The organism is Hydrogenophaga sp. L310 (assembly GCF_055703065.1).
In genome coordinates, this window is record NZ_JBVPZA010000030.1 from 1 (window position 1) to 16,065 (window position 16,065).

General features: G+C 64.9%; 16 protein-coding genes and 1 pseudogene. 10 read left to right on the forward strand and 7 right to left on the reverse strand.

The window, feature by feature from the left end:
- From AC0GNO_RS23305 to AC0GNO_RS23320, 4 genes and pseudogenes are all read right to left on the reverse strand, one after another.
- A pseudogene (locus AC0GNO_RS23305) lies at window positions 1-171 on the reverse strand (IS5/IS1182 family transposase); the annotation flags it as partial.
- A gap of 27 nt (window positions 172-198) precedes the next feature.
- Window positions 199-855, reverse strand: a complete 657-nt coding sequence (locus AC0GNO_RS23310; protein WP_472905699.1) for a hypothetical protein — start codon at window positions 853-855, stop codon at window positions 199-201.
- A gap of 285 nt (window positions 856-1,140) precedes the next feature.
- Window positions 1,141-1,806, reverse strand: a complete 666-nt coding sequence (locus AC0GNO_RS23315; RefSeq protein ID WP_472905700.1) for a glutathione S-transferase — start codon at window positions 1,804-1,806, stop codon at window positions 1,141-1,143.
- Window positions 1,807-1,862: 56 nt separating this feature from the next.
- Window positions 1,863-2,699: a phosphodiesterase gene (locus AC0GNO_RS23320; protein WP_472905701.1), complete on the reverse strand. Its 837-nt coding sequence runs from the start codon at window positions 2,697-2,699 to the stop codon at window positions 1,863-1,865.
- 112 nt (window positions 2,700-2,811) lie between these two features.
- Between AC0GNO_RS23320 and AC0GNO_RS23325 the strand changes: the two genes are divergently transcribed.
- The 8 genes from AC0GNO_RS23325 (at window position 2,812) to rsgA (ending at window position 9,838) form a co-directional block, all read left to right on the forward strand.
- Window positions 2,812-3,597, forward strand: a complete 786-nt coding sequence (locus tag AC0GNO_RS23325) for a DeoR/GlpR family DNA-binding transcription regulator (RefSeq protein WP_472905702.1) — start codon at window positions 2,812-2,814, stop codon at window positions 3,595-3,597.
- Window positions 3,594-4,685: an ABC transporter ATP-binding protein gene (locus AC0GNO_RS23330; protein WP_472905703.1), complete on the forward strand. Its 1,092-nt coding sequence runs from the start codon at window positions 3,594-3,596 to the stop codon at window positions 4,683-4,685. The genes AC0GNO_RS23325 and AC0GNO_RS23330 overlap by 4 nt, the downstream gene beginning before the upstream one ends.
- A gap of 136 nt (window positions 4,686-4,821) precedes the next feature.
- On the forward strand, window positions 4,822-6,051 hold the full coding sequence (locus AC0GNO_RS23335; protein WP_472905712.1) for an ABC transporter substrate-binding protein: 1,230 nt from the start codon (window positions 4,822-4,824) through the stop codon (window positions 6,049-6,051).
- A 31-nt stretch (window positions 6,052-6,082) separates the two neighbouring features.
- Window positions 6,083-6,958, forward strand: a complete 876-nt coding sequence (locus tag AC0GNO_RS23340) for a carbohydrate ABC transporter permease (protein WP_472905704.1) — start codon at window positions 6,083-6,085, stop codon at window positions 6,956-6,958.
- 19 nt (window positions 6,959-6,977) lie between these two features.
- Entirely contained in the window at window positions 6,978-7,796 is an 819-nt protein-coding gene (locus AC0GNO_RS23345; protein ID WP_472905705.1) for a carbohydrate ABC transporter permease, read from the forward strand.
- A 29-nt stretch (window positions 7,797-7,825) separates the two neighbouring features.
- Entirely contained in the window at window positions 7,826-8,305 is a 480-nt protein-coding gene (locus AC0GNO_RS23350) for a hypothetical protein (protein ID WP_472905706.1), read from the forward strand.
- Complete coding sequence (locus AC0GNO_RS23355; protein WP_472905707.1) at window positions 8,302-8,646, forward strand: single-stranded DNA-binding protein; 345 nt, start codon at window positions 8,302-8,304, stop codon at window positions 8,644-8,646. Before AC0GNO_RS23350 ends, AC0GNO_RS23355 begins: the two co-directional genes overlap by 4 nt.
- A gap of 121 nt (window positions 8,647-8,767) precedes the next feature.
- Window positions 8,768-9,838 carry a ribosome small subunit-dependent GTPase A gene (gene rsgA, locus AC0GNO_RS23360; protein ID WP_472905708.1) on the forward strand — a complete coding sequence of 357 codons (1,071 nt, stop codon included), beginning with the start codon at window positions 8,768-8,770 and terminating at the stop codon, window positions 9,836-9,838.
- Here the strand turns inward: rsgA and AC0GNO_RS23365 are convergent.
- Entirely contained in the window at window positions 9,835-10,602 is a 768-nt protein-coding gene (locus tag AC0GNO_RS23365) for an ABC transporter permease (RefSeq protein WP_472890437.1), read from the reverse strand. The genes rsgA and AC0GNO_RS23365 overlap by 4 nt on opposite strands.
- Before the next feature lie 5 nt (window positions 10,603-10,607).
- Window positions 10,608-11,573 carry an ABC transporter ATP-binding protein gene (locus AC0GNO_RS23370; RefSeq protein WP_472905709.1) on the reverse strand — a complete coding sequence of 322 codons (966 nt, stop codon included), beginning with the start codon at window positions 11,571-11,573 and terminating at the stop codon, window positions 10,608-10,610.
- Window positions 11,574-12,144: 571 nt separating this feature from the next.
- Here AC0GNO_RS23370 and AC0GNO_RS23375 point away from each other — a divergent pair.
- A complete protein-coding gene (locus AC0GNO_RS23375; protein WP_472905710.1) occupies window positions 12,145-13,815 on the forward strand; it encodes a ShlB/FhaC/HecB family hemolysin secretion/activation protein in 1,671 nt (556 codons plus the stop codon).
- Window positions 13,816-13,891: 76 nt separating this feature from the next.
- Window positions 13,892-15,148, forward strand: a complete 1,257-nt coding sequence (locus AC0GNO_RS23380; RefSeq protein ID WP_472905711.1) for a two-partner secretion domain-containing protein — start codon at window positions 13,892-13,894, stop codon at window positions 15,146-15,148.
- Between the two features lie 120 nt (window positions 15,149-15,268).
- On the opposite strand, the gene AC0GNO_RS23385 is transcribed toward AC0GNO_RS23380, so the two are convergent.
- Window positions 15,269-16,065: IS5 family transposase (locus AC0GNO_RS23385; RefSeq protein ID WP_472904386.1), on the reverse strand; the 797-nt coding region annotated here is incomplete at its 5' end.

The window sequence follows — 16,065 nt, forward strand, 5'->3', positions numbered from 1 at the left end:
CATGGTCTCGTGTGCAAATGGTGGGCGCCCCGTGCTGGCAACCGGCGCGGCCGCTGCAATCAGCGCAATGAGTTCGCGCCACGGCACCACCAGCTCCATCTCGTCGAGGAACACAGCCTTGCGCGTGCGCCTCGTGCTCAGGTTCAGTCCCAGTTCCGCTTGTTTCTTCATGACGCCATTGTTCCTCGCCTCGCACCTTCAGACCATCGGGGACTGCACGGGGTTTTGAACACAATCCCTAAGAACATCTTTACCGCGCGTATAGTAGATATCAAGATAATCTTTGTCTTCGAGCTTGTAAGTGATTGACTTGTAGGGCTGACCGTGAATACGGTAAATCTCCCTGAGTGAAGCCCCGCGTCGAATACCTGAATCTGTCGCGGCGTTTGATACGGGCGTTGAATCGCCAGTAGCAATACGGAAACTAATGCCGAGAAGTCGCCCGTTCCGATCTTCCAGTAGTGATAGACCATCATTCACGTACTCATAGTTGCGCGTATAGGCAATATAATACGTGTCGTAAATTTCCCGCGATATATTCGCAGAGTTCCACCCGCTGTAGTTGTCCTCGGTAACCTTTTCAGCAGGTCCAAATCGTTCAACAACCGATTTTGCAGGCTGGCCGAGAAAGAAGCGCTCACTCCCTTCTTGAAACCCGAGATTCTGTCCGGTGACGATGACGAGCGAGCCTGCACTCGATGCAACGGAGTGTGTAAGCACAAGCAATAGCACGGCCAAAAATGCGCGCTTCAGCATACAGCCTACAAGTTTAGTGAAAGAAAAGAGGGAGTAAATATTGTCCGAGAAATAACGAACAACGTTTAAACGCCACGAAACGACATGAGAAACCAGCATGGAACTCCCTTTGCGGCTGATAAACCTTGTTGAACTGGGCCGCGCGAAATGGCGGCGTGCTTTTCTTCTGAAGGGGCAGTGTATGTTTCAACTACCGATTCGGGCAATACCTGAGACCGCTTGACAGTCCTGTAGTGTGCTGGCAACCACGATGGTGCGAATGATTGCAGGTCCATCCGAGCTTTCGCATCCCACCTCGATCGGCCAGGCTCGTTGAGTGACCGCTTAAGGGGGTATTGGCGATTGTCTGCTCAGGGTCGCAACCGGGCACTCACTCTTCGTGATCTAGGAACGTGGCGCAGGAAACGGCAGCGGCTGCCCGATGTTCAGTTTGGGCATCGCCGCTTCGAACAGGGGATGAACCGACCACCGGCCAAGCCAGCCCTTCAACGCCAACAGCGGCAGTTCCCCAAACCACCCCGGCTCCACCGCCGCAAACTGCCGCACAAACGGAAAGATGGCGATGTCGGCCGCGCAGGGGGACTGGCCACCCAACTGGCCGGTGCGGTGCAACTGCGAGTCCAGCGGCCTCAGCAACACGTCCAACGCCTGCTCGCGGTGATGTACCTTTGAATCAACGCCGTCGAAGCGCTCGGGGTATTTGTACCGGTCCAGGTGGTGTTTGAATCCGCCGTCGCAGACCGCCAGCAGCTCCAGGTTCACCGCACTTTGCGCGCGCGCCCACCAGCCATCGGCATCGCCAGTTTCCAGGAAGGCCCAGCGCATGATGTCCAGGCTCTGCTCCAGCACCTGGCCATCGGGCAGCCGCAGAACGGGCACCGTGCCCTTGGGTGAGAGGGCCAGCATTTCGGCGGGCTTGTCGCGCAACACGATCTCGAACGCGTCGAACGCCACGCCCGCCTGCAGCAGGGCCAAACGCGCGCGCATGGCGTAGGGGCAGCGGCGGTAGGTGTAGAGCAGCGGGGCGGCTGCGGATTCGAGCGCTTGCAAGTGGTTTCCCCTCATACCATCCAGCGGCTCATTGTCCACACTGGCGCTCTTGCCGCTCAACGAAACAGCTGCGCTTCACCAAAGTCCCCCACCGGTTGCAGGTGGGTCACCAGCTGCCCGTCCTGCACGGTGTGGACGTAGTAACCGGGTGGCTCGAAGATGAACGAGGGCGGGCTGTCGGGCGCCAGGCCGAGGGTGATCTGGTGCGCGGTGGACGGCGCGGTCATGACCACGGTGCCGCCGAAGCGGCGGGTGATGGGGCGGTGCAGGTGGCCGCAGAGGATGCGTTCGACCTGCGGGTGCAGGGCCATCAGCGCCTCCAGTTCGTCGGCCCCTTCGCGCAGGCCCATGCCATCCATGTGGCGGATGCCGGTGGTGAACGGGGGGTGGTGCATGGCCACGACGGTGGGGGTGTCGGGCGCGGCCTCCAGTTGCGCGCGCAGCCAGCCCAGGCGGGCGGCGCACAGGCTGCCATGGGGCTTGCCGGGCACCACGGTGTCGAGCGCGAGCAGGCGGCGGCTGCCCAGGCTCGCGGCATACAGCGCGAAGCCGGACAACGCGGGTTCGTGCGCTGTGCTGCTCAGGTAGCCGTGGTCCGCAAACGCCTGGCGCAGGCTGGGCACCGCGTCGTGGTTGCCCGGCATCAGCAGCACCGGGCAGGGCAGAGGCGCCAGCAGTTCCCGCAGGTGGGCGTATTCGTCCAGCCCGCCGCGCTCCACCAGGTCGCCCGTGATGAGCACGTGGCTGGGCGGGGCCGGCAGGGCACGGACATGCGCCACGGCGCGCGCCAGGAACGCGGCCGTGTCCACCTGGCCCATGAGCAGCCGACCTTTGGCCACGATGTGCGGGTCGGAGAGTTGAACGAAGCATTCGGACGTGGTGGCGGTGGTCATGAAGGGCACTCCCCTGTGTGGTTCTGGCGTGTTCATCTGAACACAGCGGTTTGACACGTGTGTGTCACGAGCGGCTTACAGAATTTCAAGTATGGAATCTTTAGACGTTCACATGAACACCAAAGAGGGGGATGTCTTTTCACGTGACCAGTCCATCGTGGATCTGGTGAGCGCGAAAGGGCTGGTCGACATTCACGATCTGGCGGAGCAGTTCGGCGTGACACCCCAGACCATCCGCCGCAGCGTGAACCGCTTGTGCGAACAGGGGCTGCTGCGTCGCGTGCATGGCGGCGTCACGCTGCCCGCGTCGGTTTCCAATTTGCCATGGGACACGCGCCAGGTCCAGCAGCTCGATGCCAAGCGCGCCATCGCCCTGAAGGTGGCCGCGCTGATCCCGGACGGCAGTTCGGTGTCCATTGGTCTGGGCACCACGCCCCACCAAGTGGCGCTGGCCTTGCGCGGCCACCAGGACTTGCGCGTGATGACCAACAGCCTGCGCGTGGTGCTGGCCCTGGCCGCTGCGCCGGGCGTTGAAATCCGCGCGGCCGGGGGCGCGCTGCGCCTGCCCGACATGGACGTGGTGGGCGAGGCGGCGGCGCAGTTCTTCAGCAACTTCAAGACCGACTTCGCGGTGTTCGGCGTCGGGGGCATCGACGAAGACGGCGCCTTGCTGGACTTCGACCCCGCTGAGGTGACGGCCCGCGAGGCCATGCGCCAGAACTGCCGCAGCGCCGTGCTGGTGGCCGACCTCACCAAATTCGGCCGCGCGGCCGTGGCCCGGGGTGGCTCGCTGGGCGCGATGGACCACCTGGTCACCAACGGGCGCCCGGCCGAGCCGTTCAGCCAGCTGGTGGAGCAGGCGCCGCGCCACCTGCTCCTGGCGGAGGGTTTGCTGTGAGCCGGGTGGTGCTGCACAACGTGAGCCGCCGGTTTGGCGCGCACACCGCCGTGGATGGCGTGAACCTGGTGGCCGAACCGGGGGAGTTCGTGGCGCTGCTGGGGCCATCGGGCTGCGGCAAGAGCACCACGCTGCGCCTGCTCGCCGGTCTGGAGCCCTGTGATGGCGGCAGCATCCACATCGGCGGTGTGGACCTCACGCAGGCGCCACCGGCCCAGCGTGGCGTGGCCATGGTGTTCCAGAACTACGCGCTGTTTCCGCACCTCTCGGTGGCTGAGAACATCGTGTTTGGCCTGAGCGTGCGCCGCGTGCCTGCGCCTGAGCGCCAGCGCCGGCTGGCGCGCGCGGCCGAGTTGCTGGGCCTGGGGCCCTACCTGGACCGCAAGCCCTCGCAGCTCTCGGGCGGGCAGCGCCAGCGCGTCGCCTTGGGCCGCGCCATCGTGGCCGAAGCGCCGGTGTGCCTGATGGACGAACCGCTCTCCAACCTGGACGCCCAACTGCGCCAGCAGATGCGCGCCGAAATCCGCGAGCTGCAGCAGCGCCTGGGCATCACCATGCTCTACGTCACCCACGACCAGACCGAGGCCATGACCATGGCCGACAAGGTGGTGCTGATGCGGGCCGGCAAGGTGGAGCAGCAGGGCAGCCCGCAGGATCTGTATGGCCAGCCGCAGACCAGCTTCGTGGCCGGCTTCATCGGCTCGCCGGCCATGAACCTGTTGCCCGCTGCGCTGCTGCAGCCAGGCCACCCGGACATGCTGCTGGGCGTGCGCCCGGAAGACATGGCCATCGCCACCGATGCGCCGCTGTTGCAGGCGCGCGTGGTGGCGGTGGAGTACCTGGGCGCCGAGAGCCTGGTGATCTGCGAGGTGGGCCCGGAGCGGGGTCAGGCGACGACGGGTCAGTCGCTGGACCCGTCGGGCGCCAGCGGCCCGCACCGGCTGGTGCTGCGCACCGGTGCCCTGCCCAAGCTGCCCCGGCGCGGCGAGGTGATGGGCCTGACCTGGCCTGCCGACGCGGTTCATTGGTTCAGCCCGAGCGATGGCCAGCGCATCACCGGCCCGTCACCCGTGGCACACGGGCCGTAGCCCTTGCTTCATCCCTTCGATTTTTCCCTTGTGGCCACCCGGCCGATTTCCACCAACCGCACTCAGGAGAGTCACCGTGAAACCCTGGAAACATGCCCTTTGCCGCCTCAGCGGCGCCTTGATCGCTGCGGCCGCCATGTCATTGCCGGCGGCTGCTCAAGAGCTGAGCTTCTATTACCCCGTCGCCGTGGGTGGCCCGGTCACCAAAGTCATCGACGAGATGGCCGCCGACTTCGAGAAAGAAAACCCCGGCATCAAGATCAAGCCGGTGTACGCCGGCAGCTACCAGGACACCGTGACCAAGGTGCTCACGGCCGCCAAGGGCGGCGACGCACCGCACATCGCGGTGATGCTCTCCACCGACATGTACACCCTGATCGACGAAGGCGTGGTGGTGGCCATCGACGACCTGCTGAAGGCGCCTGAAGACAAGGCCTGGCTGAAGAGCTTCTACCCTGGCTTCATGCAGAACAGCCAGACCGGTGGCAAGACCTGGGGCATCCCGTTCCAGCGCTCGACCATCGTCATGTACTGGAACAAGGAACTCTTCAAGCAGGCCGGCCTGGACCCGCAGCGCCCGCCGCAGAACTGGGCCGAACTGGTGGAGTTCGGCCAGAAGCTCACGCAGCGCGATGCGGCCGGCAACGTGAGCACCTATGGCGTGCAGGTGCCGTCTTCGGGCTTTCCGTACTGGCTGTTCCAGGCCTTCACCACCCAGAACGGTGTGGAGCTGATGAACGCCGCCGGCACACAAACCTATTTCGACAAACCCGAGGTGGTGCAGGCGCTGCAGTACTGGGTGGACCTCTCTCGCAAGCACCAGATCCACCCGGCTGGCGTGGTGGAGTGGGGCACCACGCCGAAGGACTTCTTCGAGCGCAAGGCCGCCATGATCTGGACCACCACCGGCAACCTCACCAACATCCGGACCAACGCCAAGTTCGACTTCGGCGTGGCCATGCTGCCCGCTGGCAAGCAGCGCGGCACGCCCACCGGCGGCGGCAACTTCTACGTGCTGAACAAGACCACGCCGGCCGAACGCGATGCCGCCGTGAAGTTCATGAAGTGGGCCACCACGCCCGAGCGTGCAACGAAGTGGGCGATTGCCACGGGTTATGTGTCGGTCACGCCCGCGTCGTGGGAAACCGACACCATGAAGAAGTACCTGTCCGAGTTCCCGGCCCCCACCGTGGCGCGCGACCAGCTGAAGTACGCCAAGGCCGAGCTGTCCACGCACGAAAACCAGCGCGTGACCAAGGCGCTGAACGATGGCCTGCAGGCCGCGCTCACCGGCAGCAAGACGCCTGAGGCCGCGATGCGCGACGCGCAGCGCGAAGCCGATCGCATCCTGCGCAGCTACCGCTGATTCGCTGCAGGCGCTTCCAGGTCGATTGCACATGAACACCCGTCGGCAATCCGTCACCGGCTGGCTGCTGTTGCTGCCGGCGGCGGTGCTGCTGGCGGCCTTCACGCACTACCCGGCGCTGGCCACCTTCTGGCACAGCTTCTTCACCACCCCGCGGGCCAACCGGTCGGCGCGTTTCGTGGGGCTGGAGAACTACGGGCTGCTGCTGGAAGACCCGGTGTTCTGGACCGCGCTGACCAACAACGCCTGGTACGCGCTGGGCACCATCCTGCCGTCCATGGCGCTGGCCATCGTGATGGCCCTGTGGGTGAACCGGCAGATGGTGGGCCGGGGCTGGGTGCGCCTGGCCTACTTCACGCCCACGGTGTTGCCCATGATCGCCGTGGCCAACATCTGGCTGTTTTTCTACACACCCGACTACGGCCTGCTGGACCAGGTCCGCAGCCTGTGGGGTGGTGCGCCGCACAACTGGCTGGGCTCGAACGAGACCGCGCTGGGTGCGGTGGTCGCGGTGGCGGTGTGGAAGGAAGCCGGCTTCTTCATGATCTTCTACCTGGCGGCCCTGCAGCAGCAGTCGCCGGAACTGCGCGAAGCGGCGGCGCTGGAGGGCTGCAACCGCTGGCAGTTCTTCTGGCGCGTCACCTTCCCGCTGCTGATGCCCACGACCCTGTTCGTGCTGGTGAACGCGGTCATCAACGCCTTCCGGCTGATCGACCACATCTTCATCCTCACGCGCGGCGGGCCGGACAACGCCAGCTCGCTGCTGCTGTTCTACATCTACGAGGTGGGCTTCAAGTTCTGGGACGTGTCCTACGCGGCCGCGCTGACCGTGGTGTTGCTGCTGGTGCTGGCGGTGGTTGCGCTGTTCCAGTTCGGGGTGCTGGAACGCAGGACGCACTACCAGTGAACACCCACAGGCCGCCGGCATGCTGAACCCCACCCGCTTCGACAACGCCCTGAACACATGTGGCGCGTGGCTGCTGGCCTTGCTGTGGCTGCTGCCGCTGCTGTACGCGGTGTGGTCGGCCATTCATCCCACCGAGTTTGCGGCCCGCTTCGACCTGCTGGCACCACTGACCACAGACAACTTCAGCAAGGCCTGGAACGCCGCGCCGTTTCCGCGTTACTTCCTCAACACCTCGGCGCTGGTGCTCGCCATCCTGATCGGGCAGATCGTGCTGTGCACGCTGGCGGCCTACGCCTTTGCCCGGTTTGAGTTTCCGGGCAAGGACGTCGCCTTTGCGCTGGTGCTGGTGCAGCTGATGGTGATGCCCGACGTGGTACTGGTCGAGAACTACCGCAGCATGCACCGGCTCGGTCTGGTGGACACGCTCAGCGCCATGGCCTTGCCCTACATGGCATCGGCCTTCGGCATCTTCCTGCTGCGCCAGACCTTCAAGACCGTGCCCCGGGAGCTGGAAGAGGCCGCGCGCATCGAAGGCTGCGGCAGCTTCGGTGTGCTCTGGCGGGTGTATGTGCCGCTGGCCCGGCCGGTGTACCTGGCCTATGCGCTGGTGTCCATCAGCCACCACTGGAACAACTTCCTGTGGCCGCTGGTCATGTCCAACTCGGTGGAGACGCGGCCGCTCACCGTGGGCCTGTCGGTGTTCGCCAGCACCGACCAGGGCATCGACTGGGGCATCATCAACGCCGCCACCCTGATCTCCAGCGCGCCGCTGCTGCTGGCGTTCCTGCTGTTCCAGCGGCAGTTCGTGCAGAGTTTTCTGCGGGCGGGGATCCGGTAGCCCCCGCCGGGCCGGCGTACCATCCCCCCATGACCCAAGACACCCAAGACCCGATACACGAAGACCGCGTGTGGAGCGACGAGCACTGGACCGCGCGCGTGATCAAGAACGAAGACGACGATGGCTGGGCGGTGGCCATGTTCCTGGACGGTCAGGTTGAGCCCGCGCTGGTGGGCCCCTGGACCATGGGGCGCAACAAGAAGGACCCCAAGCCGCTGGACACCAGTGCGTTCAACACGCTGGTGAAGACGGCCAAGGAAGTGATCCGCCGTTCCGAGCAGCAGCGCCACGCCGAGCTGAACAAGAACGTGAGCATCACGGTGGGCGGCCAGCGCATCCGCGTGGAGCTGGCCATCGTGCCTGATGAAGAGGGCGCCACCGCCACGCTGCGCGCGGTGAACGAGTTCGACGAGGAGCTGGCCCGCGTGCCGGTGTCGCCCGGCTTCAAGCTGAACGTGAACAGCGCCGAGGCCTGGGTGGTCTCGGGTTATGAAAGGCCACTGAAATGATCGACGGACTGATCGCCGGCCGCCTGATGGGTGACGCGTCCCGCCGCGTGGACAAGGCGGGCCGCACCTATATCGTGGCGCGCGTGCTGGCGCGCAACAAGATGGACGAGGAGTTCATCGTCAACGTGATCGCGTTCGACGAGGCGCCCTGCGCCGCACTGCTGGCGCTGGCCGATGGCGAGGCGCTCACGCTCTCGGGCGCGCTCACGCCCAAGGTGTGGACCGACAAACAGGGCATCGCCCGCCCGAGCCTGGACCTCATCGCCACGCAGGTGATGACGGCCTACCACGTGAGCCGCAAGCAGGCGGCGCTGGGCGGGGCGGACGGCGAGGCGGTGTAGGCGGGCTGGGCGTCGTTCGTCAGCGCTGGAATGCCGGGCGTTCGGGCCAACGTCCAGGCAGTGCCCGAAATGCTTGAGCCAGCGCAAGCAACGCACCCAGGGTTTCGGGGAAACTTGGTCCATGGATCTCAGTGAATTGGGTATGGATGCCTGGCTCGCACCCAGCATCAGCGAACTGGCGGCGCTGGACCTGTCGGCCGCCCGGGTGACGGCGGTGGACCGGGGCCGCTACCTGGTGCGCAACGAAGCGGGCGAGGTGCCCGCCGAGCTGACGGGCAAGCTGCTGCACCTGGCCGAAAGCTCGGCCGATCTGCCCTGCGTGGGCGACTGGGTGGGCGTGCGTTACCGCGATGGCGGCACCCAGGCGAGCATCCACACGGTGTTGCCGCGGCGCTCGTTCCTGCGGCGCAAGACCGCGGGCCGCGATATCGAGGTTCAGATGATCGCCGCCAACATCGACGCGGCGTTCATCGTGATGTCGTGCCACTTCGATTTCAACCTGCCCCGGCTGGAGCGCTACCTGGTGATGGCGCACGACGGACACATCGAGCCCGTGGTGCTGCTGACCAAGACGGACCTGATCAGTCCGGAGGCGCTGGAGCCGCTGATCGGGCAGATACGGCGCGTGGGCGTGGACGCAAAGATCGTCTGCGTCAGCAGCGTGACCGGCGCGGGCGTGGAGCAGGTGCGCGAGCTCATGACACCCGGCAAGACGTACTGCCTGCTGGGCTCATCGGGTGTGGGCAAGACGACGCTGATCAACCGCCTGCTGGGCGACGGCGATCTGGCCACCCGCGAGGTCAGCCACACCGGCGAGGGCCGCCACACCACCACGCGGCGCCACCTGATCGTGCTGCCGCACGGCGCGCTGTTGATCGACATGCCCGGCATGCGCGAGCTGGGCCTGCTGGGTGCGGGCGAAGGCATCGAAGACAGCTTCGCCGACATCGCCGCGCTGGCGGGCCAGTGCCGGTTTCCCGATTGCACGCATGGCAGCGAGCCCGGCTGTGCGGTGCGCGCGGCGGTTGAGCGGCACGAAATCAGCGAAGCGCACCTGCGCAACTACCTGAAACTGCGCAAGGAGTCCGAGTTTCACGAGCTCTCGCTCACCGAGCGGCGCAACAAGGACCGGGCCTTCGGCCGCTTCATGCACAGCTACAAGAAGCAGAAGGGTGGCCCGGACCGGGATTAGCGCCGGATGCGGTGCCCGGTCTTGAACACCCACCACACGACGGTCAGGCAGGCGAGCATGAAGGCCAGCGTCATGCCGGTGCTGACGGCGATGTGCACGTCGGCTGCGCCGTAGAAGGCCCAGCGCAGGCCGCTGATGAGGTAGACCACCGGGTTGAACAGTGACACGGTCTGCCACAGCGGTGGCAGCATGTTGATGCTGTAGAACGCGCCGCCCAGGAAGGTGAGCGGCGTGATGATGAGCAGCGGAATCACCTGCAGTTTCTGGAAGCTGTCGGCCCACAGGCCGATGATGAAACCGAACAGGCAGAAGGTGATGGCGGTGAGGATGAGGAATCCCACCATCCACACCGGGTGCGCAATCTCATACGGCACGAACAGGCGCGCGGTCAGCAGGATCAGCAGGCCCAGCGTGAGGCTCTTGGTGGCCGCTGCGCCCACGTAACCCAGCAGCACCTCGACCCAGTTCACCGGCGCGCTCAGCAGCTCGTAGATGGTGCCGGACCACTTGGGCATGTAGATGCCGAAGGCGGCGTTGGAGATGCTTTCGCTCAGCAGCGACAGCATGAGCAGGCCGGGAATGATGTAGGCGCCGTAGCTCACGCCGCCGATGTCGCCCATGCGCGAGCCGATGGCCGAGCCGAAGACGATGAAGTAGAGCGAGGTGCTGAGCACGGGCGCGATGATGCTTTGCGCCCAGGTGCGCAGGGCGCGGTTCATCTCGAACTGGTAGATGGCGCGGACAGCATGGAGGTTGAGGCCCATCATGTTCAGGCCTCCACTTTCTGTTCGTGGACCAGGCTGACAAAGATGTCTTCGAGGGAGCTTTCGCTGGAGCGCAGGTCCTTGAAGTGGATGCCGTGTTCGCCCAGCGCGGCCAGCAGCTCGGCGATGCCGGTGTCGTCTTTCTGGGCGTCGAAGCTGTAGGTGAGCGTGAGGCCGTCGGCCGTCAGCGTGAGCGGCCAGCGCGCCAGCGCCTCGGGCACAGTGGCCAGAGGCTGCTGCAGCGTGAGTGCGAGCTGCTTCTGGCCGAGCTGGCGCATGAGCGTGGCCTTTTCTTCCACCACGATGAGTTCGCCCTTGCGGATGACGCCGATGCGGTCGGCCATGTCTTCGGCTTCTTCGATGTAGTGCGTGGTGAGGATGATGGTGGTGCCGGCCTCGCGCAGCGCACGCACCATGCGCCACATGTCGTGCCGCAGCTCCACGTCCACACCCGCGCTCGGTTCGTCCAGAAACAGGATCTTCGGCTCGTGCGAGAGCGCCTTGGCAATGAGCACGCGGCGCTTCATGCCACCCGAGAGCGCCATGATCTTGCTGTCTTTCTTGTCCCAGAGCGAGAGGTCTTTGAGGATCTTCTCGATGTAGGCGGGGTTGGGTGCCTTGCCAAAGAGGCCGCGGCTGAAGCTCACCGTGGCCCACACGGTTTCGAACGAATCGGTGTGCAGTTCCTGCGGCACCAGGCCGATGGCGGCGCGCGCGGCGCGGTAGTCGCGCACGGTGTCGTGTCCGTCGGCGATCACGGTCCCTTCGCTGGCGTTGACCATGCCGCAGATGACGCTGATGAGCGTGGTCTTGCCGGCGCCGTTGGGGCCGAGCAGGGCAAAGATCTCGCCGCGGCGGATGTCGATGTTGACGTTTTTCAGGGCCTGGAAGCCGCCGGCGTAGGTCTTGTTGACGCCGCGCACGCTGACGATGGCGTCGGCGGTGGCGACCGCGACAGGGGATGGGGTCATGGTGTGCTGGTGGTGGGTGGTCGGCTGCCGCACGGGTCCGGGTCTTCCGGGACGGTGACGGCAGCGGTCATGGCCCTGCACTTTATACAGGTCCGGGAACGGCCTTGCAGCGCCGGGGGTGAGCGCACGCGCCGGCTCGAAAAACCGGAAGCAGGGAGGCGCGGCAAGGCGGTGGCTTTCCTCGCGACGCCGGGTGCTTCGATCCGGACCTTGTCCGTGCTGCGTCCGGATTCGCCGTCCCGCAGAGGTCCAACCATAAAGTCTATCGAATCCTCGTCGCCCGTCTGTGCGTTGGCGCACGGACGACGCCGGTTTCGGGCCCCATGATGTCTCAATGATCTGCCACCCTTCCACACCCCCGCCTGCGAGAACGCGCGATGCCGCACTCTGGACGGCACTTTCCCGCTGGCCGGAAGTGATCCGGGTCTGCGATGGGCAGGGCCGCACCCCGCACCGCAACCCGGCGACGATCGCCATCGAGGAGGGTGAGCGTGTTGCCAACCTGAGCCGATTGTCTGGTTGCCTGACTCGGGTGGTCTGATTCAAAAACAACTCTCGTCAAAGGCCTCCCATGTTCAAAAAACCCCTTCTACCCTTTGCGATTCTGGTCCTGAGCCAGGGCGTGTATGCCCAGCAACCGCCGAGTGCCGGCAGCCAGATGCAGCAGATTCCGCCGGCCCCCACGCTGCAAAGAGCCGAGCCCACCATCCGCATCGAGCCCGGCACAGCGCCCGCAACGCCGGCTACCGACGCGGTCAAGATCACCGTCAACAGCCTGCAGGTGACGGGCGCGCGCGCCTATCCCGAAGCCGAACTGCTGGCACTGACCGGGTTCATGCCCGGCAGCGAACTGACCCTGGCCGACCTGAACGCCATGGCGCTGAAGATCACCGACCGCTACCGCAGCGATGGCTATTTCGTGGCCCAGGCGTATCTGCCCGCCCAGGAGATCCAGAACGGCGCGGTCACCATCGCCGTGATCGAGGGTCAGTATGGCGCGGTGACCGTGCGCAACCAGAGCACGCTGTCCGATGGGCTGATCCAGAGCCAGCTTGAGGGACTCAACAGCGGCGATCCGATCGTCATCGAGCCGATTGAAAGACGCCTGCTGCTGCTGTCCGACATTCCGGGCGTGAAAGTCAGCTCCACCCTGGCGCCGGGCGCATCCGTCGGAGCTTCCGACCTGATCGTTGACGTGGTGCCCGGTGATCGCATCACGGGCAGCATCGATGCCGACAACGCCGGCAACCGCTACACCGGCGAATACCGCCTGGGCGCCACGGTGAACCTGAACAACCCGGCGGGGCTCGGCGACGTGGCCTCGCTGCGCGTGCTGACGACGGGCTCGGGCCTGAACTATGCACGGGCGTCCTATCAGATGCAGTTCGGCAAGGCGACGGCTGGCGTGGCGTACAGCTGGCTGGGTTATGAGCTGGGCAAGGAATTCAAGTTCGCGCAGGCCACCGGGACGGCCAGGGTGGCGAGCGTGTATGGCAGCTACCCGTTGATCCGTTCGCGCAACACCAATCTGTACGCCGGTCTGGCCTTTGACGCCAAGACGTTCCAGGACAAGCGGCCGCTGAACCTGGACATGCCGGTGGAAGACAAGAAGGCCCAGGTGCTGATGGCCAGCTTGCGCGGCGAACACCGCGACAGCCTGGGCGGCGGCGGGGTGAGCGGCTTTTCGCTGACCTTGTCAACGGGCAACATCGACCTGGAAACGCCCGGCTTGATGCGCGCCGACGCGCTGGCGCAAACCAGCGGTCACTTCAACAAGCTGGGTTTCAGTGCCATGCGGCTGCAAAGCGTGACCGATACCGTTTCGCTGTACGCCGGCATCAACGGCCAACTGGCCTCGAAAAACCTCGATGTCTCTGAAAAGATGGCGCTGGGCGGCATGTACGGCGTGCGGGCCTATCCGGAAGGCGAAGCCTATGCGGACGAGGGTTATGTGCTGACGCTCGAAGCCCGGATGCGGCTGCCCACCCCCGACCAGTTTCCCGGGCAGCTGCAGCTGATCGGTTTTGTCGATGCCGGCAGCGTGACCATCAACAAGAACCCCTGGCCGGGTTCCGGGCCGAACAGCAGAACGCTGAGCGGCGCCGGCGTGGGCCTGAACTGGTCTGAGTACAACAACTATCTGGTGAGGGTGTTTTACGCCCGCAAGCTGGGCAACGAAATGGCCACCTCGGCGCCCGACAAGTCGGGCCGGTTCTGGATCCAGGCCGTCAAATATTTCTGAGCCCGTCCAGCGCAGGCCGGGCCTGCGCTGATGCCGGACAGACGCCGCTTTTTTGAAGAACACGCGAAAGATCACCATGAACCTCATTCACCGCTCCATCTGGAACGACCGGACCGGCACCTTCGTGGCCGTTTCTGAAATGGCCCGCAGCGCCGGCAAAAAAATCTCGTCCTGCACGGCCGGGTCGGGCGCTGGCGGCCGCTTCAGGCTGAAGGTCCTGGCCTTTTCCCTGCTGCTGGTCTGCGGAGCCAGTGTCTATGCCCAGCCCACGGGCGGCATGGTGACGGCTGGCAGCGCCACCATCGGTGGCACACCCGGCAACATGACGATCACCCAGACCTCGTCCAACGTGGCGATCAACTGGCAGAGCTTCGGCATCCAGTCCGGGCAATCGGTTCAGTTCGCGCAGCCGGGCAGCAGCTCGGTGGCGCTGAACCGGGTCATCGGATCGGATCCCTCGAACATCCTGGGCAGCCTGTCGTCCAACGGCAAGGTGTTCCTGGTCAACCCCAACGGCATCCTGTTCGGGGCGGGTGCATCGGTCAACGTGGGTGGCCTGCTGGCGTCCACGATGGCCATCTCCGATGCCAACTTCATGGCCAACAACTACACCTTCTCCGGTGCGGGCGCGGGTTCGGTGGTGAACCAGGGCTCGATCAACGCAGCCGACGGCGGCTATGTTGCCCTGCTGGGTGCGAATGTCAGCAACCAGGGTGTGATTGCCGCCCGGCTCGGCACGGTCGCTCTGGCGGCCGGCAACGCGGTCACGCTGGACATGGCGGGCGACAAGTTGCTCAACATCACGGTGAACCAGGGTGCGGTGAACGCGCTGGTGGACAACGGCGGCATGATCCAGGCCGACGGTGGCCACGTGCTGATGACCACGCAGGCGGCGGGCAGCCTGCTGGCAAATGCCGTCAACAACACCGGCATCATCCAGGCGCAGACGATCCAGAACGTCAAGGGCACCATCATGCTGATGGGCGGCATGGAAACCGGTGTCGTCAACGTGGGGGGTACCCTGGACGCGTCGGCGCCCGCAGGTGGCAACGGCGGCTTCATCGAAACGTCCGCGGCGCATGTGAAAGTTCAAGACAGCGTACTTGTCACCACTGTTGCACCGCAGGGTCTGACTGGCAAATGGCTGATCGACCCACCAGATTTCATCATTGGCGAAGGCGGCGACATCGCTGGCTCCACCCTTGGCACCGCGCTGGAGACAAACAATGTCACCATTCTCAACAGCCAAGGCTCCAGCGGCACGAATGGCGATATTGTCGTCAACGACGCGGTTAGGGATGATGTTCAAAACCGGAGCGGTGAAGGGCGTTGAGCGCATGGATCTCGCGACATGAAACCGCCGTGCCCGTTTCGATCAGTTTCCACCGTTCAAAGGTCGATTTACCGGCCTTTCGGGGCCTCATCGAGGCCCATGGGCGCGTTGCAGGCGCACTCATCCCTGCGCCTTCTGCAAAAGCCGGTGCCGCGCCATCCACAAGTTGGAAAGTGCGAACAGCGTGTGCAGTTGCGCCGTGTTCTTGACCAATCCGCGGTAGCGCACCTTCACAAACCCGAACTGGCGCTTGATCACCCGAAACGGGTGCTCCACCTTGGCCCGGATGCTGGCCTTCACATGTTCGAGCTTGTCCATGATCGCGCCCATGGGCGTGCTCTTGTCCAACGCTTTGCGTTTGCCCGGGCGCATGGCCACGTGCCAGTTGGCATTGATCGCCTGCGTCTCCTCGCGCTTGGCCACACCCTGGTAGCCTGCGTCAGCGAACACATCGCTCTCTTCACCATGCACCAGCGCGCCGGCCTGCGTCACATCGTTGACGTTGGCCGCTGTGCCCACCACCGTGTGCACCAGTCCCGAATCGGCATCCACGCCAATGTGCGCCTTCATGCCGAAGTGCCATTGGTTTCCCTTCTTCGTTTGGTGCATCTCAGGATCACGCTCGCCGCTGCTGTTCTTGGTCGAGCTGGGTGCTGCGATCAGCGTGGCGTCGATGGCTGTGCCGTTCTTGAGCAGCAGCCCTTTGGCGGCCAGCGTGCTGTTGACGGTGGCCAGTATCTGCAGGCTGAGTTGGTGCTCTTCGAGCAGGTGGCGAAAGCGCAGGATGCTCACGCGATCCGGAATGCGCTCGCTGCCCGAGAGACCAGCGAATTCACGGTACAGCGGCGTCTCGAACAGGGCTTCTTCCATGGCCAGGTCCGACAGGCCGAACCACTGCTGCAAAAAATGAATGCGCA

Coding starts and splice junctions, on each gene's coding strand:
- AC0GNO_RS23310 (WP_472905699.1), bottom strand. CDS start 855: ATGCTGGTTTCTCATGTCGTTTCGTGGCGTTTAAACGTTGTTCGTTAT.
- AC0GNO_RS23320 (WP_472905701.1), bottom strand. CDS start 2,699: ATGACCACCGCCACCACGTCCGAATGCTTCGTTCAACTCTCCGACCCG.
- AC0GNO_RS23325 (WP_472905702.1), top strand. CDS start 2,812: ATGAACACCAAAGAGGGGGATGTCTTTTCACGTGACCAGTCCATCGTG.
- AC0GNO_RS23335 (WP_472905712.1), top strand. CDS start 4,822: ATGTCATTGCCGGCGGCTGCTCAAGAGCTGAGCTTCTATTACCCCGTC.
- AC0GNO_RS23340 (WP_472905704.1), top strand. CDS start 6,083: ATGAACACCCGTCGGCAATCCGTCACCGGCTGGCTGCTGTTGCTGCCG.
- AC0GNO_RS23345 (WP_472905705.1), top strand. CDS start 6,978: ATGCTGAACCCCACCCGCTTCGACAACGCCCTGAACACATGTGGCGCG.
- AC0GNO_RS23350 (WP_472905706.1), top strand. CDS start 7,826: ATGACCCAAGACACCCAAGACCCGATACACGAAGACCGCGTGTGGAGC.
- AC0GNO_RS23355 (WP_472905707.1), top strand. CDS start 8,302: ATGATCGACGGACTGATCGCCGGCCGCCTGATGGGTGACGCGTCCCGC.
- rsgA (WP_472905708.1), top strand. CDS start 8,768: ATGGATCTCAGTGAATTGGGTATGGATGCCTGGCTCGCACCCAGCATC.
- AC0GNO_RS23365 (WP_472890437.1), bottom strand. CDS start 10,602: ATGGGCCTCAACCTCCATGCTGTCCGCGCCATCTACCAGTTCGAGATG.
- AC0GNO_RS23370 (WP_472905709.1), bottom strand. CDS start 11,573: ATGACCCCATCCCCTGTCGCGGTCGCCACCGCCGACGCCATCGTCAGC.
- AC0GNO_RS23375 (WP_472905710.1), top strand. CDS start 12,145: ATGTTCAAAAAACCCCTTCTACCCTTTGCGATTCTGGTCCTGAGCCAG.
- AC0GNO_RS23380 (WP_472905711.1), top strand. CDS start 13,892: ATGAACCTCATTCACCGCTCCATCTGGAACGACCGGACCGGCACCTTC.